We start from the raw sequence: 22,155 nt of genomic DNA on the forward strand, positions 1-22,155 counted from the left end.
GGAATTCTGCATGCCGGAAGCACAAGCCGGACGTATTGACTCTCTCACTGGCATGCGGTTTGTGGCGGCAATCCTCGTGGTGCTCTACCACTTCTGGTCATCATCCCTGCCGGGTGCCTACGTGCCGAGCGCGGTGCAGAACGGCTTCATGGGAGTAGGGCTGTTCTTCGTCCTCTCCGGCTACATCCTGCATCACGTTTATCTGCGCGATGAAAATCGGGTGCTGGATGCGCGGCGCTTCTGGGTCGCGCGCTTTGCCCGCATCTATCCGGCGTACGCTCTCGCCCTGCTCCTGGATTTTCCGTTGCTGGCATGGTTTGTGTGGCATTCGGATCGCAGAATCAGCCAGGCGTTCAATTTCGCAGTCAGCCTGCTGGCGCACGTCACGCTACTGCAGGCGTGGAGCGGAATCCTGCATTGGCGCTGGAACTTTCCCTCCTGGTCGGTCAGCGTCGAGGCATTCTTCTATCTGCTGTTTCCGGTGGCAGCCGTGTGGCTGGTTCGGAGAGTCCCCGGCCGAAGGGTTGGGCTTGCGTGGCTGCTGGCCTGGGCGCTGATGATGGCTGGCCCGCTCTTCCTGGCGTGGCAGGGGCTGGACGGAGCGGGAGAGAGCCGAAGCAATGCCTTCAACATTGTTGTCTTCACTCCGCTCTTTCGCCTGCCGGAATTCGCGATCGGAATTCTTGCCGGACGCTGGGAACGCAGCTTCCGGAAGACGCACACCGAAGACGAGGTCCAACGGTGCGGCCGGTGGCTGTTGATCTTCGGCCTGGCGTTTACGGCAGTTCTTCTGCTGCTGAACGGGCGAATTCCGCTGGTGCTTCGCTATGCAGGCATTGCCGACCCGGGCTTCGCCGCCGTGATCGCCGGGCTGGCCATGTCACGAAGCTGGCTGACGCGCGTCTTCGCCACGCCTTGGATGGTGCTTCTGGGTGAGGCCAGTTACGGGGTCTACATCCTTCAGGAGCCGGTGCACTCGTGGTTCACCCTGCTGCTGCAGCAGTTCGGCCTGCAGATGGGAGCAGCCCGGCACGCGGGGCAGAATGCACTGATGCTGGGGGGCTATCTCATTGCTCTCTGCGCGGTCAGCATCCTGTCCCATCGCCTGCTGGAGGAGCCTCTGCGGAAGCGGCTGGTTAGCTGGTACCGGGACCGTTCCCTGGCGATGACTACTGCGTGCGGCCTTCCGGACGGTGCCGCCTAGCACCGGGCGGTCGCAGCACTGCCGCAATGATCGCGCTGCCATGCTTCCTGCGTGGCGTTTCTTCCAATTCTCTTCCTGCTGGATAAGACGGCGCAGAAGCCCGGATTTTTCCACGGATTTCTGAAAGGGAATCTGCAACCGGGGATCGCGGACGATTGTCTATGACTGTACTAGCCCGAAGGCCCGCCGAGTGGTATAACGATCAGCCCACCTCTATTTTCGGGGCTGGCGGCATGGGGCTCCCCGGGGTGGGCGTCGCGCGCAAGCTTACGCGGCGGTTCGGTCCTGGCGGGCCGGAGTTCCGGCGGCGTGGAGGCCGCTGGAAGGCCAGTTCGCCCGGTGTGTTTCAAGTGTTCCGGCTGTGGCTCGCCGGAACCGCATGAGGAGGGGATCCATGATCGTGGAATACACGGGTAGGCAGTTTGCCATCAGCACGTCCCTCAAGAAGGACATCGAAGCGGGTCTGGAGAAACTCGCCAAAATCCTCGGAGAATTCAAGAGCAAGATCATTCTGACGGCGGAAAAGCAACGCCGTAAGGCGGAAGTTTCCGTGAGCCGGCGCAACAATCTGTTGGTGGGCGTTGGCGAAGGCAGCGACATGCTGAGCGCGGTTTACGAGGCGCTGGAGCACATCGAGAAGCAGGCGCTGAAGACCAACGGACGGCGTCGCGACACCAAGCGCGACAAAAAGCCGGACTGGAAGCGCGAGGCGCCTGAAATCGAAGCCAGCATTGCGGTGGGAGCCACTGCCGCCACCGCCGTGCCGGTTGTCGTGCACAAATTTCCGCATACGCAAAAAGTGACGGAGGCGCACCTGGTCAAGAGCGATGACTGCGTGGCGCTGCGTCCGATGACCATTGAGGAGGCGGTCAAGGAATGCGAGTTCCGCGACCGTGGCCTGCTTGTCTTCCGCGATACGAAGAACCAGGCCAAGGTGCTGCATCGCCGCAAGGACGGCAAACTGGAGTTGATCGAGGTCCCATAGCACTCACGCATTGCAAGCGACGGGGCGGGCGTCCACGGGCGCCCGCTCTGCCTTTCCGAGGCATTTGCTGTTTCACCTTTGATTGCCGTGGCGGGGCTCGCATCTTTTCCCGCACCGCCGTTGTCATGTAGAGTTACCCCATGGTGTCACGCACAAGCTCGAAGAAACGTCACGCCGCCAAGTCCGCTCCCCAGAATCCATCCCACTCTCCGCGTCCCAAGCTGGTGATGATTACCGGCCTGAGCGGTTCGGGGAAAATCTCGGCCCTCAAGGTATTCGAGGACATGGGCTATTACTGCGTGGACAACCTGCCGGTGGAGCTGATTCCGAGCTTCGGCGAGCTGATTGCCGGTGCCGCCGAGCCGCGCGATGGGGCCATGGTGGTCGACATCCGAGAGGGCAGCAACCTTGACCAGTTGCCGAAGATCATTGCCGCCCTGCGCAAGCGGCTGGAAGTGACGCTGCTGTTTCTGGAGGCCAGCAACAGCGTGCTGGTGCGCCGCTTCAGTGAGACGCGTCGCCCGCATCCGCTGGGCCGCGCCAATACGGTCGAAAAGTCGATCAACAACGAGCGGCGGCTGCTGGAACCCATCCGCAACATCGCTGACATCGAATTCGATACCACCAAGTTCAACGTGCACGAGCTGCGCGACCACATTCTCGACTACTTCCAGAAAGACGCGCCGCGCTCGAAGAAGCTGCTGGTCTCCACCATCAGCTTCGGCTTCAAGAATGGAGTGCCCGAAGATGCGGACCTTGTGTTCGACGTGCGCTTCCTGCCGAATCCGCACTTTGTCCCCGAATTCCGCCCGTATACTGGCCGCCATCCGAAGGTGGCCAAGTACATCCGTTCGTTCCCGCAGACGCAGGAGTTCATCAAGCGTGTTTCCGACCTGCTGATCTACCTGCTGCCGCACTACGTGGATGAGGGCAAGAGCTATTTGACGATTGCCTTTGGCTGTACCGGCGGGCAGCACCGCTCGGTCTTCATCGCGGAAGAGGTGAAGAAGATGCTGGCCAAGGCAGGCTACCGCGTCAAGTGCGAGCATCGCGACGCGCCCCGCTAGGGTGTGTCTTCCCAAAGTGCCTTCAGGAGAAGGACCGTGTCCTACATCACCAAGCCGGTCTGTCCCAAGTGTGGTTCTTCGCGGATTCACTATTCCGGCCACAGGTCTCTGCGCGCCTTGCTGATGCTTCTTCTGCTGCGGCGTCCTCTGCGCTGCCATGAGTGCATGGCAATTCACTATGGCCCGCTGTGGATGCAGGCCCGGCCGAGAATCCATCACCACCACTGATGACCAGGCGCGGTGCAGACGGGGACGCTTTCAATACACAAAGGAAAGAGGCCTGCGCCGCAGGCCTCTTTCTCGTCAAAGAGCAATTCCAGTTTCTACTGCACATGCTGTGAATAGGTGCCCGGTGACCACTGCTGCAGCGAGCGCCCGGAACCGTGCAGCGCACCTGCGCTGCCACCACGCGCCTGCTCGCCAAGTTTGAATCGCTGAATCACATTCTGCAGATCGCCTGCCAGGCTGGAGAGGTCTGCGCAGGCCTTGGCGGTCTGTTCAGCGGCCTCCGACGCGGAGGTGGACATGGAAGCGATGGCCGTGATGCTCTGGTTGACCTGCTCAGTGGTGGCCTCCTGCTCGGTGGCGGCCGTGGCAATCTGCGTCACCATGTCGCCCACCTTGTTGGCCATGCTGATGATCTTCTCCAATGATTCGCCGGAGCCTTCGGTTTTGGACAGTCCGCGCTCGACTTCACGGGTACTGCCTTCCATCGCCTGCACGGCGCTACGGGCCTCGGTCTGTATGCCCTGAATCATGCCGGCAATTTCCTTTGTGGCGGCGGTGGTGCGCTCTGCGAGCTTGCGAACCTCGTCGGCGACCACGGCGAAACCGCGGCCCTGTTCTCCGGCGCGGGCGGCCTCAATGGCGGCGTTCAGCGCCAACAGATTGGTCTGATCAGCAATGTCGTCAATGACGGCGGCGATGGTGCCGATCTTTTCCGAACTCTTGCCCAGTTCGGTGATCTGCGAGGCCACCGCGCGTGTGGAGTCGGCAATGGCGTGCATGGTGGAGACAGCCTCCTGCACCACCTTGCCGCCTTCGCGCGCAGTTTCAGCCGCATTGTGCGCGGCCTCCGAAGCCTGGCGGGAGTTGCCGGAAACCTGTATCACGGTTGCTGCCATTTCCTGCATGGCGGCGGCCACCTGCGTCGCCTGGTCCGACTGCCGCTGCGCGCTTTCCGTGGCCTGCCCGGCGTTGGCGCTGATTTCTTCGCTGGCGGCGGCGAGCTGGCTGGCGTTGCCGGCAACCCCGGAGAGAATTTCGCGCAGACTCTGAATGGTGCTGTTCAACGAGTGGCCCATCTCGGCCAGCTCATCGCGTCCCTCGACGGTAAGCGAAGCGGTGAGATCGCCCTGTTCGAGGCTGCCCAGCAGGTCGCGCGTGTTGTGCAGCACGCCGGTAATGGAGCGCGTCACCATCCAGGCCATCACCATGCCGCAGCCGAGCATCAGGGCCAGCACACTGAAGATGACGGTGACTGAGCGGCTATGAGCAGAGGAAGCCGCTGTGGCCGCCTGTTTCGCCTGCCCGTCATTAACCTCCATATCCTTGTTGAGCAGGTCTGTGGCGCGCTGGCAAAGCTCCGCGTTCTGCTTGGCAATTACTTCGCGGGCGCCGTCATGGCTCCCCTGCTGCAAGAGCGTCAGCCCCTTGTGCGCGGAAGCCAGGTAGGTCTGCATGGCGTCGGAGAGCTGCTTGTACAGCTCGCGCTCATCGTCGGCGCTGATCATTGGTTCGTAGACGGCCTGCTGCTTTTTGTAGGCCTCCTGCGCACTGTCAAAGCGGTCAATATACTTGCGCAGATCTTCGCCGGACTGCGAACTCAGGGCATTCAGTTCTGTGCGTCGCAGGTAGCTCAACTGGTAGCGCATCTCGCCTAGTGCCCGAATGCAGGGCATGGAGTTGGTCAGCACCACATCCATATTTGTGTTGATCTGGTTCAACTGCCGGACGGCGCTGAGGCCCAGCACCAGAGCGCCGACAAGGATAAGGCCAAAACCGAGGGCCAGTTTCTGGCCGATCCGGAGATTCTTCAACAGGTTCACGAGCGTGCTCCTTCGCAGAGGCCGCGAGGCCGCAGCAGGACTACAACTCGCCTATCGACTCCGGACGAAGTTTTCTCCACATCGTCTCCGGCCCCGGCATGGATTTTTAACGGCGAGTTGCAGTCTGGGAATTCCTGCAAAAGAGAGGAAGTTTTGCGGAAAATTCCGGTAGATTGTGCCGGGAACCCCGGCCTGCAGACGCACACTGTCTTTTGCCCGCCATCTCCAGTAAAATCAACGCTTGCGCTCTGATTTCCAGCCCGCTGCTCTGATTCCCCCGCCCGCGCATCGAGGTGGCTCATGCGCCGCCTGATCCGGCTGCTCTGGTACGTGCGTCCTTATTGGCTGCAACTGATCACCTCGGTGATGCTGATGGCCACCGTGGGCGCACTGGAAGCGTTCCGCCTGCTGCTGTTCCGCCCAATCTTCGACCGTGTGCTCAAACCCGAGTCGCAGTCGGACAACATTGCGCTGTTCACCATTCCGCTGACCGGCAAGACGCTCTACCTGCAACAGTTCGTGCCCAGCCACTTCCACAATGCGTGGACCATCGTGGCCTACGCGCTGATCATGTCCACGTTGATCAAGGGCGTGTGCGATTACGTGGGCACCTACCTGGTCAACTACGCCGGCTTCGGGCTGATCACGGACATGCGCAACGACCTCTATAGCTCGTTGATGCGCCGCTCCGCCGCCTTCTTCCAGAAGCATCCGACGGGCACGCTGGTTTCGGCCGTCATCAATGACGTGGAGCGCATTCAGACGGCGCTGACTGCCGTGCTGGCCGAGTTCCTGCAGCAGTTCTTTACCCTCGTATTTCTCGTCTGCGTTGTCGTCTTTACCGGCAAGCAACTGGCGTGGGTGCTGCTGGTGTTTGTGCCGGTCATCCTGGCATCGGCACGTCGCGTGGGTCGCACAGTGCGCAAAACCACCCGCACCGGCCTCGACAAGCTGGCGGAAATTCAGAACATCCTGCACGAGACGATCACGGGCAACCGCATCGTCAAGGCCTTCGGTATGGAACTGTTTGAGGTGCTGCGCTTCAAGGGTGCGGCGCGCAAGCTCTTCAGGGCCAACCTGCGCTCGGTGAGTGCGCAGGCTGTCACGTCGCCGCTGATGGACGTGCTCGGCTCGGTGGCCATCTGCCTGCTGCTGCTGGTGGGCCGCGACCGCATCAATCACGCGCAGATGACCGAAGGCATGTTCGTCGCCTTCATCTTCGCCACCTTCCGACTCTACGATCCGGTCCGCAAGTTCGCGGGCTTCTATAACGCCTTCCAGCAATCGCTGGCGGCCTCCGACTCGGTCTTCAAGTTTATGGATTTTGTGGACGAGGTGCGGGAGAAGCCGCTGGCGCGCAAGCTGCCGCCGTTTCATGAGGGTGTGCGTTTTGAGCACGTGGAGTTCAGCTATCACGACGAGGCGAACGCGCCGCTGGTGCTCAAGGACATCAACCTGGAGGCCAAGGCGGGCGAAGTCGTTGCCATCGTCGGCTCCAGCGGCAGCGGCAAAAGCACGCTGGTGCACCTGATTCCGCGCTTCTTCGACGTTACCGGCGGACGCATCCAGATTGATGGCTACGATGTGCGCGATGTCTCGCTGAATTCGCTGCGCGCGCAGATCGGCATCGTTACGCAGGAGACCGTGCTCTTCAATGACACGGTGCGCAACAACATCGCCTACGGCCAGCCGGGGCTTTCGCAACAGCAGGTGGAGGCAGCCGCCAAGGCCGCCTTGGCGCATGACTTCATCCAGCGCATGCCGCAGGGCTACAGCACGGTGATTGGCGAGCGCGGCTTCCGTCTCTCTGGCGGTGAACGCCAGCGGCTCTCCATCGCCCGCGCCATCCTGAAGAATTCGCCCATCCTGATTCTGGATGAGGCGACGTCGGCACTCGATACCGAAAGCGAGCGGCTGGTGCAGACCGCCCTCGAAAACCTGATGGAGAACCGCACCGTGTTTGTCATCGCGCACCGGCTCTCCACCGTCCGCCGCGCCACACGCATTCTGGTGCTGGAGCGCGGACGCATTGCGGATGCCGGCACCCACGACGAGCTGATCAGCCGCCTGGGGCCGTACCGCAGACTTTACGATATGCAGTTTGTGGATCTGGAGCCGCCCAGTGCACCGCACGGCCTCCACATCCCCACGCAAGGAGCCAAAGACTGATGACACTCCGCTCCATGACCGGATTTGCGCAGGTGAAAGGGCAGGTGGGCAACACCGCCTTTACGCTTTCGCTCAAGTCGGTCAACCACCGTTTCCTCGATCTACACCTCCGCCTGCCGGCCAACTCCGACCTGCTGGAGCAGAAGCTCCGCCGTCTGTTCAAGGAGAAGCTGAGCCGTGGGCACATTGAGCTGACGCTGGCGCTGGAAGCCGGGCCGAGCGCCGCGCTTTCCGTGAACCGCGAACTGGTGGGCGGCTACGTCAACGCCTTCCGCGCCATGGCCAAGGAGCTTGGCCTGAGTGGCGAGCCGGACCTGAACGCCGCCTTCCGCCTGAACGGCGCGCTGTCGAACTCCGGCGAGTTGGAGGACGGCGAAGCCGCTGAGGCCGCGCTGCTGGCTGCCGCCGCCGAAGCCATTGAAAAGCTGAATGAGATGCGCGCCCGCGAAGGTGCGGAGTTGAAGCGCGCATTGCTCGCACAGGTTGACGATCAGGAGAAGGCCACCTGCGAGATTGAGCAGCACCGCGCCGATGTCTCGCGCGCCTACGCCGAGAAGATTCAGCTTCGCCTGCAGGAACTGCTGGGCACGCAGGCCGATCCCGACCGGGTGCTGCAGGAGGCCGCGCTGCTCGCCGAGCGCAGCGACATACACGAAGAGATCGTGCGCATGAAGACGCACATCGAGCATTTCCGCGGGCTGCTCGAAGAAGGGCAGGAGGCGGGCAAGAAGCTCGACTTCCTGCTGCAGGAAATGAACCGCGAGGCCAACACCATGCTCTCCAAGACCGGCGGTGTCACGGGCGACGCCCTGCGCATTACCGAACTGGGGCTGGCGCTCAAGGCTGGCATTGAAAAATCACGCGAGCAGGTTCAGAACATCGAATGACACAGGTATTCATCATCTCCGCGCCATCCGGTTCGGGCAAATCGACGCTGGTCAAGGAACTGCGTAGCGTCGTCCCGAATATTGATTTTTCCGTCAGCTACACCACGCGCTCACCGCGTGGAAACGAAGAGAACGGGCGAGAGTACCACTTCATCACGCGCGAGGAGTTTGAGCGCAAGGCCCAGGCGGGGGACTTCCTGGAGTTTGCCGATGTCTTCGTGAAGAATCGCTACGGAAGCGATCGCCGGTACCTTGAGGATGCGCGCAAGCAGGAGCACCACCTCCTGCTCGATATTGATGTGGCGGGCGCCCGCCAGGTTCGCGCGGAGGTCGCAGATGCCGTGAGCATCTTCATCCTGCCGCCCTCGAGGGAGGTGCTGGAGAAGCGCCTTCTATGGCGTAGCGAGCAGGAAGGCAAGGTGGATCTGGACGAGATTCAGCGCCGCCTGCAGGCTGCCTCCAAGGAGATTGCAAACTACCGGGAATACGACTACATTCTGGTGAACGACAGGCTGCATGACGCCGTCAGCCAGCTGGTTGCCATTGCCCGCTCGGTGCTGCTGCGCGCACAGATGCAGGAGCCGGACGAGGCTATCCTCAAGCTGGCCGAGCCCTGCCTCCGCAAGAATGTTGAGGCCAGCGGCGTGGTGGAGCGCATTCTGGCGACGTTCGGAGAGCCGGTCAAGCAACACTAATTCTTCGGGGGAGGACGCGTGATGGAGATGAAGCACGAATTCGACAGCAATTATCGGTTCATCCTGGTTGCCGCCAGGCGCGCTCGTCAACTGCAATCCGGGGCCAAACCGCTGGTGGATACAGCCAGCAAGAAGGCGTGCCGCGTGGCGGAGCAGGAAGTGAAGGCCGACAAGGTCGGCTGGTTCATCCCCGAGCCCGGCGCTGCCGCTCCCGCCGCCACTGCCCAGGAAGAGCCGGAACACGGCGAAGAATAATAGATTCAGCGGTGCGGACCGGCCGGTGATGCGCCGGCCGGTTTCGCGCATCCAATACGCCTGGAAACATTCCGCAGGACAATTGTGAGATGAACATAGCCCTTGGAGTCAGCGGCGGAATCGCCGCCTACAAAGCGGCCGAAGTGTTGCGCCTGTTGCAGGATCGCGGCGTGCAGGTGCAGGTGGTGATGACAGCCGCCGCGCAGGAATTCGTGCGCCCGCTGACGTTTGCCGCGCTCTCCGGGCACAAGGTCATCACCTCCATGTTCGAGGACGAGCGCAGCACGCCGAACCTGGATTCGGCGGTGGAGCACATCAGCGTGGCGCAGTGGGCGGACGCGTTGCTGGTGGTTCCGGCCACGGCCGACGTGCTCGCCAAGTTTGCGCAGGGCATCGCCAGCGACTTTCTCACCACGCTCTACCTGGCGACGAAGGCGCCGGTGATTGTGGCTCCGGCGATGAACGTGAACATGTGGCAGCATGAGGCCACGCAGGCGAACCTGGCCATTCTGCGCCAGCGCGGCGTCACCATTGTTGAGCCGGGCACAGGCTACTTGGCCTGCGGCATGGTGGGGCAGGGCAGGCTGGCCGAGCCAGCGGAGATTGCCGCGGCGACGCTCGAGCGGCTGGGCGTTTCGCAGGAACTGAGTGGACAGACGGTGCTGATCACTGCCGGTCCCACGCAGGAGCCGATTGATCCGGTGCGCTACATCGGCAACCGCTCCAGCGGAAAGATGGGCTACGCGCTGGCCGAGGCCGCGATTCGCCGCGGCGCGCGCGTGGTGCTCGTCAGCGGGCCTACGGCGCTGACGCCGCCCAACGCGGCGGAGTTTGTGCCGGTGGAGACCGCCGCGCAGATGCGCGATGCCGTGATGAACCACGCGGCCGAGGCGGATGTGGTCATCATGACCGCCGCCGTTGCCGATTACCGCCCGAAGCAGACGGCGGAGCAGAAGATCAAGCGCGTGGGTGCCTTGCAACTGGATCTGGAACCGACGACGGATATTCTGGCCGAGTTGGGTGCGCGCCGTCTGCCGAAGCAGGTACTCATCGGCTTTGCCGCCGAGACCGAACACGTGATGGAGAACGCGCGCAAGAAGCTGGCGGCCAAGAAGGTTGACGCGATTGTGGTCAACGATGTTTCGCGCGCGGGTCTGGGCTTCGGCTCCGACCGCAACGCCGGCACCATTGTGATGAACAACAGGATGATTGAGATTCCCGAGATGACGAAGCAGGAGATGGCCGCGCGCATTCTGGACGCGGTGAGTGCGCTGCGCACGCAAGCCACGGAGGCGACGAAGGCCTGATGGCGCGCACACTGAACCCCGCAACACGACAGGCCGCCGCCGAACGCATTCGCTATTACCGCGAGCTTGGCATCTACGACTTTTACCGCCAGGCGGTGAGCGAGAGCGAAGAAGCCGAGCCGCCGATTGCGGCTGCCGAATTCGCCAGCGCGCCCGAGGCTGAGGCCGCTGCGGAAGCGATGACCTTGGAACCCGCTGCTTCCGAGATTGCTATTGCCACGCCGGAGATTGAAGTTCCGCGTGTGCCCGTTGCAGACCCTGCCGCCGCGTTACGCGTGATTCGCGAAGACCTTGGTGACTGCACGCGCTGTCCGCTGCACGCGCAGGGACGCAAGCAGATCGTCTTTGGCGTGGGCAATCCGCACGCCGAACTGATGTTTGTGGGTGAAGGCCCGGGCGCCGATGAGGACCAGCAGGGCGAGCCATTCGTGGGCCGCGCCGGACAGTTGCTGAACAACATGATTCAGAACGGCATGGGGCTGCGCCGCGAGGACGTTTACATTGGCAACGTGGTCAAGTGCCGTCCGCCGCAGAACCGCACGCCGCTGCCCGATGAGTGCGCCATCTGCTCGCCATTCCTGATGCGGCAGATTGCCGTGGTGCGTCCGAAGGCGATTGTGGCGCTCGGCGCGGTCGCGGCCAAAACGCTGCTCGGCATCAATGACACGATGGCGAACCTGCGCGGACGCATGTACGACTTCAGCCCGGTGGTTTCGCGCACGCTGCCAGAGTACGACCCGAATTACAGCGCGCAGCTCGCCGTCACCTACCACCCGGCATACCTGCTGCGTGACCCGCGCCAGAAGAAGGAGACGTGGAAGGACCTTCAGATGGTGATGCGCTTCCTCGGCCTGCCGATGCCCGCCTCCAAGTCTCCTGACGGGCAGTAGCCATGCGCGCGCCCACGCTGTTTCCTTCGCAGTCGGAGGCGGAGCTGGAGGGCTTCGCCTACTGTGAAGTCGCGCTGCCCGTGCCGCTGGAATCGACGTTTACCTACGCGATTCACGGCGCGGCTCCCGTCGTCGGCGGGCGCGTGATTGTTCCATTTCGCAATAACAAGCTCTCGGGTGTGGTCACGCGCCTGCACAATCAGACGCCGGATTACAAGGTGAAGCCTGTGGCACAGGTGCTCGACCGTGAGCCTGTGCTGGACGAACAGTTGCTCGCGCTCGGCGACTGGATTGCTGGCTACTACCTTGCGCCCATCGGCGAAGTGCTGCGCGTGATGCTGCCGTTGCAGGCGGAGTTCAAGCAGTCGTATGGCTGGCGCATCACCGACCGTGGCGCGGATGAACTCTACAGCACGTCCTCGCTGGGCAAGGAGCTGGAGAGCGCGGCGATGGCGCTGCTGGAGTACCTGGCGGACCACGACGCCGTGCGTGAAGAGTCTCTGCGGGCCGCGACGGGCGCCACGCGCGAGCTGCTGCGCACGCTGACTTCACGCAAGTGGATCGAGCGCATTGATCTCTCCGGCGCGCGCGACGCGCGGCGCATTGTGCGCTACGCGCAACTGGTAGATGACGCCGAGCATGGCAAGCTGAACGCCCGCCAGCAGGAGGTGTTGCACGTGCTGGCGCATCGCCGAGTGCCTTTCGGAGAAGTTCGCAAACAGGTCTCCGCCAGTTCGCTGGCAACGCTCGTCAAGCGCGGCGCGGTGGAGATTGTGGAAGAGCAGGCCGAGCAGGCGGTGCCGATGATGAAGCCGCGCACCACGCTGGAATTCATCTTCACGCCCGCGCAGAAAGCGGCGCTGCGCATCATTGACGCCTCGGTAAACTCGCGCAAGTTCGGCGTGCACCTGCTGCATGGCGTCACCGGCTCCGGCAAGACCGCCGTTTACCTGGCAGCAATGCAGGCGGTGCTCAAGGCCGGCCGCGGCGCCATTCTGCTGGTGCCGGAGATTGGCTTGACGCCGGGCGTAGCGGCCGATCTGCACGGCGTCTTTGGCAACGACATCGCCATCCTGCATTCCTCACTCAGCGACCGCGAGCGCGCCGAGCAGTGGCACCGATTGCGTCGCGGAGAGGCACGCATCGCCGTCGGTACGCGCTCGGCCATCTTCGCCCCGGTGCACGAGCTGGCGCTCATCATCGTGGATGAGGAGCACGACCACAGTTACAAGCAGGAAGAGACGCCACGCTATCATGCGCGCGACGTGGCAGCCGTGCGCGCCCGCGCGTTGGGCGCAACCGTGGTGCTCGGATCGGCAACGCCCTCACTGGAGAGCTGGCACAACGCGCAGCGCGGCAAGTACAACCTCATCTCGCTGCCGGAGCGCGTGCAGAAGCGCCCGCTGCCGGAGGTGGAGTTGATTGACATGCGCGAGGAGTTCCGCGACACCGGCAAGGAGCCTGTGCTCTCGCGCAAGCTGGTGGAGGCCGTGCAGGAGCGGCTGGAGCGCGGCGAGCAGGCCATGGTGCTGCTCAACCGCCGGGGCTATTCCTCGTGGGTGATGTGCCGCGCCTGCGGCGACACCATTGAATGCCGCGATTGCGCCGTGGCGCTCACCTATCACAAGCGCGAGCACCGCCTGGTGTGCCATTACTGCGGCTACAAGCAGCCGATTCCGAAGCGCTGCCCCAAGTGCGGCAGCGAGTACGTGCAGTTCCTTGGCACCGGCTCGGAGAAGCTCGAGGACATGATGCACGCATCGTTCCCAACGGCGCGCGTGGGCCGCATGGACCGCGACACTGTGCGCGGGCATGCCGACTTCGAGGAGATGCTGACTTCGTTTGCCGAGGGGGAGATCGACCTGATGGTGGGCACGCAGATGATCGCCAAGGGCCACGACGTGCACGGCGTCACGCTGGTCGGAGTGGTCAACGGAGACGGCGCGCTCAACCTGCCGGATTTCCGTGCCGCCGAGCGCGTCTTCCAACTGCTGACCCAGGTGGCGGGCCGCGCCGGACGCGGCGACGTACCGGGCAAGGTCATTGTGCAGACGATGTTCCCCGACCATTACGCCGTGCAGTTTGCCGCCGCGCAGGACTTCCACGGCTTTGCGGAAAAAGAGCTGAAATTTCGCAGCTGGATGCATTACCCTCCTTTCACCGCGCTGGCCAACGTGCTGGTGCGGAGTGATAAGCAGGAGGAAGCCATGCGCTGGGCAGGTCTCATCGGACGCTGGTTCGAGCAGACGCGGCATGAGGGCATCCGCGTGCTTGGCCCCGCGCCCGCGCCGGTCATACGGCTGAAGAAGGATTATCGCTTCCACTTTGTGCTGAAGTCTGCCAGCCGCGAGAAGATGAACACGCTGCTGCGGGCGATGATTGCCCACGCCGTGGAGCAGAAGGTTCCGCGCACGGCCGTGGTGGTGGATGTGGACGCGCTCTCGCTGATGTAAATAGAATTGAGGCGGGAAATGCGGCGATTGCCGCGAAAGGGCCCGAGGATGGCCTCGAAGAAACAGCCGGCGAAGAAGTCCGCGCGGAACCAGCGGGTGACCCAGCGCGCCGCCATGGGCGGACGCCCTGCGCGGAAGGCCGTGGCGAAGAAGAAGCCGGCTGCACGTCTGTCCGATCCGCTGCTGCTGAAGATGGACATCACCATTCCTGCGCGGGCCGAGTCGGTTTCGCCGCTGGTGGATTCGGTGCTCGCGCTGGTGGAGAAGACCTTCCCCGGGCGCGAGCTGGAGATCGAGACCGCCCTGCGTGAAGCCCTGGCCAATGCCATCATTCACGGCTGCCAGGGAGACCCGCGCAAGTACGTGCAATGCTCGGTGAGCATCGAGCGCGGCAGGAGCGTCTGCATTGTGGTGCGCGACCCCGGCCCGGGCTTTGATCCGCATCAAGTGCCTGACCCAACCAGGCCGAAGCATCTGCATGAGTCGCATGGACGCGGCATCTACCTCATCAACCACCTGATGGACGAAGTCCGTTTCCGCCGCGGTGGCAGCGAAATCCACATGCGCAAATTCTGAAAATTGAGCTGAGTGTTATCCGTGAAGTTCTAGGCGGAAGGAGATCACCTCGTCGTCGAAGCGCATGAGCGCCTCCAGGGTGATGCCGTTGGCCAGCGAACGCAGCTTGAAGGCCTTGCCCGCCACCACGGTCGGCACGGAGAGCATGGTCTTTTCACCTGCCTCGCCGAGCTTTGATTTGAAGTTGCCGGCAACCATGTTGCAGACCTCGCCCATGGCGTCCCACATTTCCTTCGCCGCTTCTTCCACGGGCAGGCCCAGCATGCGCGAGGCGATCACGGCCGCGGCGTTCTCACTACATCGGATGACGAAGACTCCGGTCAACGGACCGGCATAGCCGACCATGGCCGCCACACCGCTGCTTGTCATCGGCTCGGCCTCTTCGTCGACGGCCAGCCGGGTGCCGCCGATCATGGTCTCGAAAACTTCACAGGCACCCTGGCGGAGCAGTTCCATCCACTCTCCGAGGCCCTTGACCGCTTTTGCGGGGCTTTGCGTAATCTCCATGCTGTGCTCGCGCGTTCGCAGATGGCGGCCGCTTTGGTTCGCGGTGCCGCGTAGTGGGAATATCGTCGCAAACGAATTGCAACATTAGCGGCGAAGCGTGCCGAGGCCGCCGCAAAGCTGGTACACTGAGAAAGCTGGGATAGTAATTTTCTGTTTCCGGGCCTAGGCGCGGCTCTGTGGCTGTGCCGATGGAATTTCTGGCTGGAAGCGGGGTTCCCGCTAAGTTTTTTGCTTTCAAATCCTTGGCGAACTTGTTTCGGCTTCACGGCGGAAACAAGCGCGGCCGGGGTGCGTTGCTGTGCTTGTCAACGGGCGCAACTTACGCAATAATAACGGTTTGCCACCAGTGTTTGCCGGGGCGGTATCGTTCCGGATCTCCTGTTGGTTTTCCGCACTGGCTCCACCGGAAGTTCTTTTGCGGGCATTGCCTGCCGGGGACTTGGAGCTTGCCCGCGTGAGCGGCAGGCATACCGGGTGCTCCACGTTCAGTTCACAAGACTGAGATGGCGTGGTTCAAGGGGCTTCCAGCGGTTCATCCGCCGGAAGGGTGCGATGCTGCGGTTTTCGCAGCAGGTTTTCAGGATTGCCGGGCGGACGGCCGAGGCCGGGAGCGTGGCAATCTGTGTGGTTCAGGATGAAGCGGGTACGCGGAAGGTGCCACCGGGAAGCAGCCGGACAAGGCGCGTAAATCGTGTATCAGCTCGAGAAGGAAAGGAATCGATTTCCGTGTTGATGATTCGCTTGTCGCGCCGTGGAGCGCGCAAACAGCCCATTTATCGCATTGTTGTGATTGAGAAGGAACGCGCACGCGACGGTCGCTCCGTCGAGGTTGTGGGCCTTTACAATCCGCGCACCAACCCGGCCACCGTCGACTTCAAGCGCGAGCGCGTGGAGTATTGGGTGAGCAAGGGCGCCAAGTTGTCGCCGACCGTGAGCCGTCTGTATGCCAAGGCCGCGGAGCCGACGGCTGCTGCCTAGTTCGAAGCGGACGCTGCGCAAGTACGGGAGCCAACATGCCTGCTGATTTGACGGGTCTGGCTGAATTACTGGCCAAGGCCCTGGTCGAACATCCAGAAGATGTGACGGTAGACGCCTATGGCGACGACCGCGACGTGGAGCTTGAGCTTCGCGTCGCCGACGACGACCTTGGACGCGTGATCGGCCGTAATGGCCGCACCGCGCGTGCTCTGCGCAACGTGCTGACGGCAGCGGCGGAGAAGAACGACGCCACCTGCTCGCTCGACATCCTCGAAGAAGACGAAGACGACGAGGACGGCGAAGAGTAGTCACGCATGAGTGAAGACGCGTTCGTCACCCTCGCACGGGTGGCCAAGACGCAGGGACGCCACGGCGAAGTCGCGGCCGACCTGTTTACGGATTTCCCCGAGCTGTTCGCCGAACGGCGCAGGCTGCTTGCCTGGCAGGAGAAGTCCGGTACCCGCGAGCTTGAGGTGGAAGACTACTGGCCGCACAAAGAGCGGCTGGTCTTCAAGTTCAAGGGCGTCGACTCCATCGAGGAAGCAGAACCGCTTGTCGGTGCCGAGCTTCGCATCCCGGCCAGCCAGCGTGCTTCACTCACCGACGACGAGGTCTACATCAGCGACCTGCAAGGTTGCGTGGTGACGGCCACGAGCGGCGGACGTGAGTATGGCGAGATCGGCCAGGTTGCCGATGTCGACTTCAGCGCCGGCGAAGCACCGTTGATGGTGGTGCGGCAGGGCAAGAAAGAGTTTCTGGTGCCGTTCGTCAAGCACTTCGTCGTGAAGCTTGATACGGCGGCCAAACGGCTGGAAATGCAGTTGCCCGAAGGGCTGCTGGAAATGGACGAGCCGGAGAAGTGAAGTTTGCAGGGGGCGCGGCTTTGGCCGTGCTGCAGAGGAACCCGGAATGAAGTTCGAGATCATCACGATTTTTCCGGATTTCTTCCAAGGGCCTCTGGATTACGGCATTGTGCGCCGGGCGCGCGAGGCCGGGATCATTGACATCGGAATCCACGACCTCCGGTCGTTCACGCATGACCGCCACCGCACGGTGGACGATCGTCCGTTTGGCGGCGGCGAGGGCATGGTGCTCAAGCCGGAGCCGATCTTCGATTGCTTGGCTGGGATGCAGGTTGCTCCACGCGAGCAGCGCATCACGGGCGAGGCGCGCGAGTCGGTGCTGGTGATGAGCGCACAGGGCCGCAAGTTCGACCAAGCGATGGCTGCCGAGTTGAGCGAGCTGGATCGCGTGGTGCTGCTGTGCGGGCGCTACGAGGGAGTGGATGAGCGAGTTACGGAGTTCCTCTGCGACCGTGAGGTTTCAGTCGGGGACTTTGTGATGAGCGGGGGCGAGCTGGGTGCGGCGCTGATCATTGATTGCGTCACGCGCCTGCTGCCGGGGGCACTGGGCAATGAGGCTTCGTCAAAGAGCGAAAGCTTCAGCGCCATCAAGGCCTCGCCGCGCTATGACGAGCGCGGACGGCTGGAGCCGGATTCCACCTGCTCCACCGGCGGGTTGCTCGACTACCCGCATTACACGCGGCCCGCGGAGTTTCGCGGGTGGCCGGTTCCCGAAGTGCTGATGAACGGGAACCATGATGAGATTCGGCGCTGGCGGCGACGCCGCGCGCTGGAAAAAACGCTGAGGAACCGGCCGGACCTTCTGGCGAAGGCGGCGCTCAGCAAGGAAGACGAGGAGCTGGTCCGGGAGATCCGCTCCGCGAACAAGATATAAGCAGTGGCGCGCGGGGTATGCGCCGTGATGTTGACGCGCACAGAGCATACCCGGGTTTGACACTGCGATTTTTCAGGATGGCCGGCCGCGCCGGGCAGTCCGCAGGAAAAGGAAAACAGTCATGTCTACATCGCCGATCATCGCCAAGCTGCTGGCCAAGGCGCAGCGCACCGACCTTCCGAACTTCGTCCCGGGCGACACCGTCCGCGTGCAGGTGAAGATCAAGGAAGGCGACAAGGAACGCCTGCAGGCGTTCGAAGGCCTCGTGATCAAGAAGGCCAACGGCGCGCAGCCGAGCTTCACCGTTCGCAAGATGAGCTTCGGCATGGGCGTCGAGCGCATCTTCCCGCTGGGAACGCGCGTCATCGACAAGATTGAAGTCATCCGTTCGGCCAAGGTTCGCCGCGCCAAGCTGTATTACCTGCGCGCGCTGCGTGGCAAGGCCGCCCGTTTGAAGGAACTCGACACCCGCGCGAAGTAAGCCGGGCGTCTGACGGCGGTTTCGCATTGGCGTGCTCTCTAGGGAGCACCGTCGGTGCTGGCCCAGGCTGACGCCAACATCCGGCGCAAGCCCGCGGCACCTGAACCATTCGCGATGTGAGTCATAGGCTCCGCTCGCCCCAGTGCGTGAACGCGCGCTGGGGCGTTGCCATGTCTGCGAAACAGAATTTCCACAGCGTGCCGCGAGAGGTTCACCGCATTGTGTCTGGCGCGACTGGCTTGCGAGCGCGGCACGTGAAACCCGCTTGCATCCCGCCGCCACGGGTGCGACCCTAGGCCTATCGTGACCGCACGCTCCTCCCATAAGTATGAGGCTGAACCCGGCACTCGCTCTGCGCGAGGCAAGGCCGCCGGCCGCTCCGGTGCGCCGAAGCTGAAGTGCACCACGCGCTATGAGCGCGAGCTGCTGGCCGCGGGGGCGCAGTACATTGCGGGCGTGGATGAAGTGGGGCGCGGATGTCTGTTCGGGCCGGTGGTGGCCGCCGCCTGCGTGCTCGACCCCGGCTACCGCATTCGCGGGCTGGACGACTCCAAGAAGCTCACGCGGGCCGAGCGCGAAGACTTGTATGGGCGCATTCATGAGCACGCGTTGTGCTGGGCGGTGGCGCGCGTGGAGGTCGAGGTCATCGACACCATCAACATCAAGCAGGCTTCGCGGCTGGCGATGAAGCAGGCGGTGGAGTCGTTGAAGCTGCGCCCATGCCACCTGCTGGTGGATGCCGAGCGGATCGACTGCGCGATTGCACAGACTCCCCTGATTCATGGCGACGCTCTTTCGGCGTCGATTGCCGCCGCCAGCATTCTTGCCAAGGTGGAGCGCGACGCGCTGATCCGCGCCATGCACGAGAGCTATCCGCACTACGACCTCATCCACAACATGGGCTACGGCACGCCGCGTCATCTGGAAGGCTTGCGGCTTTACGGGCCCACGCCGCAGCACCGGCGGAGCTTTGCGCCGGTCGGCAGCGCGCAGGGCGAGCTGTTTGGCGAAGGCATGGAAGAGGCCTGAGGCACACGGCACGCGAGGCGCATCGCCAGCGCACATCGCGCATCCATACCAGTAGAAGAGTCTGTACCGAGGAGATCATGCTACGACTACTTTGCGTTACCGCGCATCCGGACGACGAGGCCAGCAGCTTTGGCGGCACGCTGCTGCTCGCGCACGAGCGCGGCATTCAGACACACATCATCTGCCTCACGGAAGGCCGCGCCGCTTCGCACCGGGGCGAGGCTGGCAGTGACGATGAACTAGCCGCGCTGCGCCGCGGGGAGTTTGCGCGTGCCTGCCAGATGCTCAACTCCACGGGCGAGGTGCTGAACTATCACGACGCCGGGCTGGATCGCGAGGACTTCTACTCGGTGGTGGGGACGCTGACGGAACGCATCCGCCGCTTTCGTCCGCAGGTGGTGGTCACCTTCGGCTCCGATGGCTCGGTGACCGGGCACACCGACCACGGCATGGCGAGCCTGTTTACCAGCGCCGCAGTGCAGGCCGCGCCGCGCGTGCGCCGCTACGCCAAGCAGATTGCCGAAGGCATGAAGACCTGGCAGGTGCAGAAGCTCTACTACTCGACGGCGAACTTCCACATGGAGGGGCGCCCGCCGGTTTCGCTCGCGCCGGTCTCCGCGCGCATTGAGATTGGCGAAGATAAGCTGCGCCGCAAGATCGAGGCCTTCCGCCAGCACACCACGCAGAGCCCGCTGTTCGCGACCTTTGAGAACTTTGTGCTGCCGCGCGGGCCGTATGAGCTGTATCACCTGGCGGCCACCGCGCAGATTCAGGACGCGAAGTTTGAAACGGATTTGTTTGAGGGCGTGGTGGATGAATAGAAGTTTTCTGTAGAAGGGAAGAGGCCGCCTGCATGGCGGCCTCTCTCGTTTGCATGGATGAAGCGAAGTGCGTTTACTTGGCCTTGGCGTGGATGATGTCGCCGATGTAGTCGGGCTTCGAGTCATCACGCACCAGGTGCGGATAGCGCGGGCCGTCGTGGTAGTCGAGCGCCACGGTGCGGTAGTAGTCGGTGTTTTCCACGATGAACTGGATAGGTTCCTTGCTCTTCGTTGCATCCACCAGTGCGGCGTTGAAGATCTCCGGCGAGAACTTGCGGCCATTGACGGCGACAATGTGCATGCCTGGGCCGATGCCGGTCTTGGAGGCCAGCCCGCCCTCAATGGCGTCACCCACGCGTCCGTCCTCGGCGCTCAACACCAGGCCCACGGAGGCGGTGGCGTCCACCATCTTGCCCACCTGCTCGTCGAGCTTCATCATCGAGTTTGGCTCGGCGGTGTAGACCAGCTTCCAGCCGCCATTGGAGAGGCCGTTCAGCGGGGCCTTCGGCGCCAGGTTCTTGACGCGCTCGGTGAAGAACGCGCGCCAGTCGTAAGGCGCCACCTGATTCATCGTGTTCACCACCTCGTCGAAGGTGTAGGTCTTCACCATCGGGGCCGTATTCTGGCCGCCGTGGAACAGGTGCGCGAAGTCATCCATCGACTTCGCGTTGTTTGTCTGCTGGCGGATGATGGTGTCGGCCTCCAGCCAGACCAGCGCGCCCTCGTCGTAGTAGTCCACGCCGCGGCGATAGTTGCTGAAGCCGCGTCCGGCGCTGTAGAGCAATTGCGCGCCGGTGGCGGTGTCTTCCAGCGGACGCCAGTTGCGGCCCGAGCGGTAGCTGTAGGTCATGGCAAGGTTGGCGAACTGGTCGCGCCACTGTTCCGGCGTCCAGAAGCCTGAGCGGCCGGTGAGCACGTAGCCGAAGTATTCGGTCAGGCCCTCATAGACCCAGAGCAGGTCGTCCTGCATCGGCGTCTGGTATTCGGGCGTGGCCAGGTCAGCGGGGCGGCGATACTTGCCGTTCCATGAGTGTGTGAACTCATGCGGCAGCAGAGTCGCGCCCAGCGTCCACATGCTCGGGTCGGTCAGAAAGTTCTCGCTGATGCGGCTGTCGTTGCTCTCGTGGTGCTCAAGCCCGAAGTGCGCCACATTGTCGCTGAGCGAGAGCAGAAAGTGATAGTCGCGGTAGTGGCGCGCACCGTAGAGAATGCCGCTTTCCGCCACGAGGTTGTCGAACTTCTTCTGCTGTTCGGCAGTCATGGCCAGGGCGGAAGCGCTGTCGGCGGCGATGTCCATCTCATGCTCCGGCTTGGTGCCGGGCAGCAACGCCACTTTCTTCAGGAAGCGGCCCATGATGACCGGCGAATCCACCAGCGTCGTGAGCGAGGCGGCGGCGAACTCCGGTGCGCCGTCGTTGCTCGCGCTCTGCGGCAGCGCAGTGCCGTAGTTCCAGCCCTGCGGAAGCTTCAGGCTCGCCTTCACCTGCACCTGGTCGCTCGTCCAACCCTTCGGGTAGAGCACCACCCAGTTCCAGCTCAGCACGGCCATCTTGTCGGTGGCAGAGGAGCCGGAGCTGAAGCCGGGCTGGCTGACCGGGCTGAGGTAGTCGAGCGAGGCTTCCACTTCGCTCACACCCTCGGGCACATCAACGTGGAAGGTCCACATGTCGAGCGTGTCGCGATGCCAGCGCAGCGGCTGGCCGTTGGCGGTGAAGTGAACACCGGCAGCATCGGCAACCGGGCCGGTGGGCGCGTGCTCGCCGGGAATCCACTTTGGGTAATAGAGCACGAGGTCGCCAGCCTTGGCCGGAATCTGCATTTTGGCGTGGAACACCTTGCGCGGCGCCTCGGTGGCATCCACCGCAAGGGTGATGACCGGAGGCTGCGCGGCCGGCGCGGGCTTCTTCTCCGCGAAGGCCGTGGAGATCAGCAATAGAAATAGCAAAGGCAGAGCGGCGAAACGCAAACGCTGCATGACATCTCCTGGAATGGACTTGGTGGCCTGAGGCGCAAGGGTGAACCTGGCCGGTGAACGACGTTGCTGTGATGATAATCCACTTCTACGC

Annotated in this window: 21 protein-coding genes; 18 read left to right on the top strand and 3 right to left on the bottom strand. The window is 63.1% G+C overall.

Annotated elements, in window-relative coordinates; translation table 11 throughout:
* Nucleotides 1–10: 10 nt before the first annotated feature.
* From AC6IZO_RS15740 to rapZ, 3 genes are all read left to right on the top strand, one after another.
* Nucleotides 11–1,204 carry an acyltransferase family protein gene (locus AC6IZO_RS15740; protein WP_497806313.1) on the top strand — a complete coding sequence of 398 codons (1,194 nt, stop codon included), beginning with the start codon at nucleotides 11–13 and terminating at the stop codon, nucleotides 1,202–1,204.
* A gap of 394 nt (nucleotides 1,205–1,598) precedes the next feature.
* Complete coding sequence (locus AC6IZO_RS15745) at nucleotides 1,599–2,189, top strand: HPF/RaiA family ribosome-associated protein (protein WP_497806315.1); 591 nt, start codon at nucleotides 1,599–1,601, stop codon at nucleotides 2,187–2,189.
* Nucleotides 2,190–2,329: 140 nt separating this feature from the next.
* Nucleotides 2,330–3,256, top strand: a complete 927-nt coding sequence (gene rapZ / locus AC6IZO_RS15750; protein WP_497806317.1) for an RNase adapter RapZ — start codon at nucleotides 2,330–2,332, stop codon at nucleotides 3,254–3,256.
* Between the two features lie 323 nt (nucleotides 3,257–3,579).
* On the opposite strand, the gene AC6IZO_RS15755 is transcribed toward rapZ, so the two are convergent.
* A complete protein-coding gene (locus tag AC6IZO_RS15755; RefSeq protein ID WP_497806319.1) occupies nucleotides 3,580–5,304 on the bottom strand; it encodes a methyl-accepting chemotaxis protein in 1,725 nt (574 codons plus the stop codon).
* A gap of 300 nt (nucleotides 5,305–5,604) precedes the next feature.
* On the opposite strand from AC6IZO_RS15755, the gene AC6IZO_RS15760 reads away from it, so the two are divergent.
* The 8 genes from AC6IZO_RS15760 to AC6IZO_RS15795 all read left to right on the top strand — a co-directional run bounded on the left by AC6IZO_RS15760 (nucleotide 5,605) and on the right by AC6IZO_RS15795 (nucleotide 14,536).
* Complete coding sequence (locus tag AC6IZO_RS15760; protein WP_497806321.1) at nucleotides 5,605–7,473, top strand: ABC transporter ATP-binding protein; 1,869 nt, start codon at nucleotides 5,605–5,607, stop codon at nucleotides 7,471–7,473.
* Nucleotides 7,473–8,360 carry a YicC/YloC family endoribonuclease gene (locus AC6IZO_RS15765; protein ID WP_497806323.1) on the top strand — a complete coding sequence of 296 codons (888 nt, stop codon included), beginning with the start codon at nucleotides 7,473–7,475 and terminating at the stop codon, nucleotides 8,358–8,360. The genes AC6IZO_RS15760 and AC6IZO_RS15765 overlap by 1 nt, the downstream gene beginning before the upstream one ends.
* A complete protein-coding gene (gene gmk, locus AC6IZO_RS15770; RefSeq protein ID WP_497806325.1) occupies nucleotides 8,357–9,055 on the top strand; it encodes a guanylate kinase in 699 nt (232 codons plus the stop codon). Before AC6IZO_RS15765 ends, gmk begins: the two co-directional genes overlap by 4 nt.
* A gap of 27 nt (nucleotides 9,056–9,082) precedes the next feature.
* A complete protein-coding gene (gene rpoZ, locus AC6IZO_RS15775; RefSeq protein ID WP_497806327.1) occupies nucleotides 9,083–9,310 on the top strand; it encodes a DNA-directed RNA polymerase subunit omega in 228 nt (75 codons plus the stop codon).
* A gap of 68 nt (nucleotides 9,311–9,378) precedes the next feature.
* Nucleotides 9,379–10,617, top strand: coding sequence for a bifunctional phosphopantothenoylcysteine decarboxylase/phosphopantothenate--cysteine ligase CoaBC (coaBC, locus tag AC6IZO_RS15780; protein ID WP_497809980.1), 1,239 nt, complete (start codon nucleotides 9,379–9,381; stop codon nucleotides 10,615–10,617).
* A complete protein-coding gene (locus AC6IZO_RS15785) occupies nucleotides 10,617–11,507 on the top strand; it encodes a uracil-DNA glycosylase (protein ID WP_497806329.1) in 891 nt (296 codons plus the stop codon). The genes coaBC and AC6IZO_RS15785 overlap by 1 nt, the downstream gene beginning before the upstream one ends.
* Before the next feature lie 2 nt (nucleotides 11,508–11,509).
* Nucleotides 11,510–13,960 (top strand): primosomal protein N', encoded by a 2,451-nt coding sequence (gene priA / locus AC6IZO_RS15790; RefSeq protein ID WP_497806331.1) that lies wholly within the window; start codon nucleotides 11,510–11,512, stop codon nucleotides 13,958–13,960.
* A 48-nt stretch (nucleotides 13,961–14,008) separates the two neighbouring features.
* A complete protein-coding gene (locus tag AC6IZO_RS15795) occupies nucleotides 14,009–14,536 on the top strand; it encodes an ATP-binding protein (protein WP_497806333.1) in 528 nt (175 codons plus the stop codon).
* Nucleotides 14,537–14,551: 15 nt separating this feature from the next.
* Here the strand turns inward: AC6IZO_RS15795 and AC6IZO_RS15800 are convergent, their stop codons facing one another.
* Nucleotides 14,552–15,043, bottom strand: coding sequence for a chemotaxis protein CheX (locus tag AC6IZO_RS15800; RefSeq protein WP_497806335.1), 492 nt, complete (start codon nucleotides 15,041–15,043; stop codon nucleotides 14,552–14,554).
* 732 nt (nucleotides 15,044–15,775) lie between these two features.
* On the opposite strand from AC6IZO_RS15800, the gene rpsP reads away from it, so the two are divergent.
* From rpsP to AC6IZO_RS15835, 7 genes are all read left to right on the top strand, one after another.
* The gene (gene rpsP / locus AC6IZO_RS15805) at nucleotides 15,776–16,021 is read left to right on the top strand and encodes a 30S ribosomal protein S16 (RefSeq protein WP_497809982.1); all 246 of its coding nucleotides are present in this window, start codon (nucleotides 15,776–15,778) and stop codon (nucleotides 16,019–16,021) included.
* Nucleotides 16,022–16,056: 35 nt separating this feature from the next.
* Nucleotides 16,057–16,329 (top strand): KH domain-containing protein, encoded by a 273-nt coding sequence (locus tag AC6IZO_RS15810; RefSeq protein ID WP_497806337.1) that lies wholly within the window; start codon nucleotides 16,057–16,059, stop codon nucleotides 16,327–16,329.
* Between the two features lie 6 nt (nucleotides 16,330–16,335).
* A complete protein-coding gene (gene rimM, locus AC6IZO_RS15815) occupies nucleotides 16,336–16,884 on the top strand; it encodes a ribosome maturation factor RimM (RefSeq protein ID WP_497806339.1) in 549 nt (182 codons plus the stop codon).
* Between the two features lie 46 nt (nucleotides 16,885–16,930).
* Nucleotides 16,931–17,758, top strand: coding sequence for a tRNA (guanosine(37)-N1)-methyltransferase TrmD (gene trmD, locus AC6IZO_RS15820; RefSeq protein WP_497806340.1), 828 nt, complete (start codon nucleotides 16,931–16,933; stop codon nucleotides 17,756–17,758).
* 121 nt (nucleotides 17,759–17,879) lie between these two features.
* Nucleotides 17,880–18,239 (top strand): 50S ribosomal protein L19, encoded by a 360-nt coding sequence (rplS, locus tag AC6IZO_RS15825; RefSeq protein WP_497806342.1) that lies wholly within the window; start codon nucleotides 17,880–17,882, stop codon nucleotides 18,237–18,239.
* 303 nt (nucleotides 18,240–18,542) lie between these two features.
* Nucleotides 18,543–19,268 carry a ribonuclease HII gene (rnhB, locus tag AC6IZO_RS15830; protein ID WP_497806344.1) on the top strand — a complete coding sequence of 242 codons (726 nt, stop codon included), beginning with the start codon at nucleotides 18,543–18,545 and terminating at the stop codon, nucleotides 19,266–19,268.
* Nucleotides 19,269–19,345: 77 nt separating this feature from the next.
* A complete protein-coding gene (locus tag AC6IZO_RS15835; protein WP_497806346.1) occupies nucleotides 19,346–20,089 on the top strand; it encodes a PIG-L deacetylase family protein in 744 nt (247 codons plus the stop codon).
* Between the two features lie 73 nt (nucleotides 20,090–20,162).
* On the opposite strand, the gene AC6IZO_RS15840 is transcribed toward AC6IZO_RS15835, so the two are convergent.
* A complete protein-coding gene (locus tag AC6IZO_RS15840) occupies nucleotides 20,163–22,064 on the bottom strand; it encodes a M61 family metallopeptidase (RefSeq protein ID WP_497806348.1) in 1,902 nt (633 codons plus the stop codon).
* Between the last annotated feature and the right edge of the window lie 91 nt (nucleotides 22,065–22,155).

This window comes from Oryzophilus luti, assembly GCF_059726245.1.

Bases quoted from the DNA above. Each gene is read 5' to 3' on its own strand.
- AC6IZO_RS15740 (WP_497806313.1), top strand. From the start codon at position 11: ATGCCGGAAGCACAAGCCGGACGTATTGACTCTCTCACTGGCATGCGG.
- AC6IZO_RS15745 (WP_497806315.1), top strand. From the start codon at position 1,599: ATGATCGTGGAATACACGGGTAGGCAGTTTGCCATCAGCACGTCCCTC.
- rapZ (WP_497806317.1), top strand. From the start codon at position 2,330: ATGGTGTCACGCACAAGCTCGAAGAAACGTCACGCCGCCAAGTCCGCT.
- AC6IZO_RS15760 (WP_497806321.1), top strand. From the start codon at position 5,605: ATGCGCCGCCTGATCCGGCTGCTCTGGTACGTGCGTCCTTATTGGCTG.
- AC6IZO_RS15765 (WP_497806323.1), top strand. From the start codon at position 7,473: ATGACACTCCGCTCCATGACCGGATTTGCGCAGGTGAAAGGGCAGGTG.
- gmk (WP_497806325.1), top strand. From the start codon at position 8,357: ATGACACAGGTATTCATCATCTCCGCGCCATCCGGTTCGGGCAAATCG.
- rpoZ (WP_497806327.1), top strand. From the start codon at position 9,083: ATGAAGCACGAATTCGACAGCAATTATCGGTTCATCCTGGTTGCCGCC.
- AC6IZO_RS15785 (WP_497806329.1), top strand. From the start codon at position 10,617: ATGGCGCGCACACTGAACCCCGCAACACGACAGGCCGCCGCCGAACGC.
- priA (WP_497806331.1), top strand. From the start codon at position 11,510: ATGCGCGCGCCCACGCTGTTTCCTTCGCAGTCGGAGGCGGAGCTGGAG.
- AC6IZO_RS15795 (WP_497806333.1), top strand. From the start codon at position 14,009: ATGGCCTCGAAGAAACAGCCGGCGAAGAAGTCCGCGCGGAACCAGCGG.
- AC6IZO_RS15800 (WP_497806335.1), bottom strand. From the start codon at position 15,043: ATGGAGATTACGCAAAGCCCCGCAAAAGCGGTCAAGGGCCTCGGAGAG.
- rpsP (WP_497809982.1), top strand. From the start codon at position 15,776: ATGATTCGCTTGTCGCGCCGTGGAGCGCGCAAACAGCCCATTTATCGC.
- AC6IZO_RS15810 (WP_497806337.1), top strand. From the start codon at position 16,057: ATGCCTGCTGATTTGACGGGTCTGGCTGAATTACTGGCCAAGGCCCTG.
- rimM (WP_497806339.1), top strand. From the start codon at position 16,336: ATGAGTGAAGACGCGTTCGTCACCCTCGCACGGGTGGCCAAGACGCAG.
- trmD (WP_497806340.1), top strand. From the start codon at position 16,931: ATGAAGTTCGAGATCATCACGATTTTTCCGGATTTCTTCCAAGGGCCT.
- rplS (WP_497806342.1), top strand. From the start codon at position 17,880: ATGTCTACATCGCCGATCATCGCCAAGCTGCTGGCCAAGGCGCAGCGC.
- AC6IZO_RS15835 (WP_497806346.1), top strand. From the start codon at position 19,346: ATGCTACGACTACTTTGCGTTACCGCGCATCCGGACGACGAGGCCAGC.
- AC6IZO_RS15840 (WP_497806348.1), bottom strand. From the start codon at position 22,064: ATGCAGCGTTTGCGTTTCGCCGCTCTGCCTTTGCTATTTCTATTGCTG.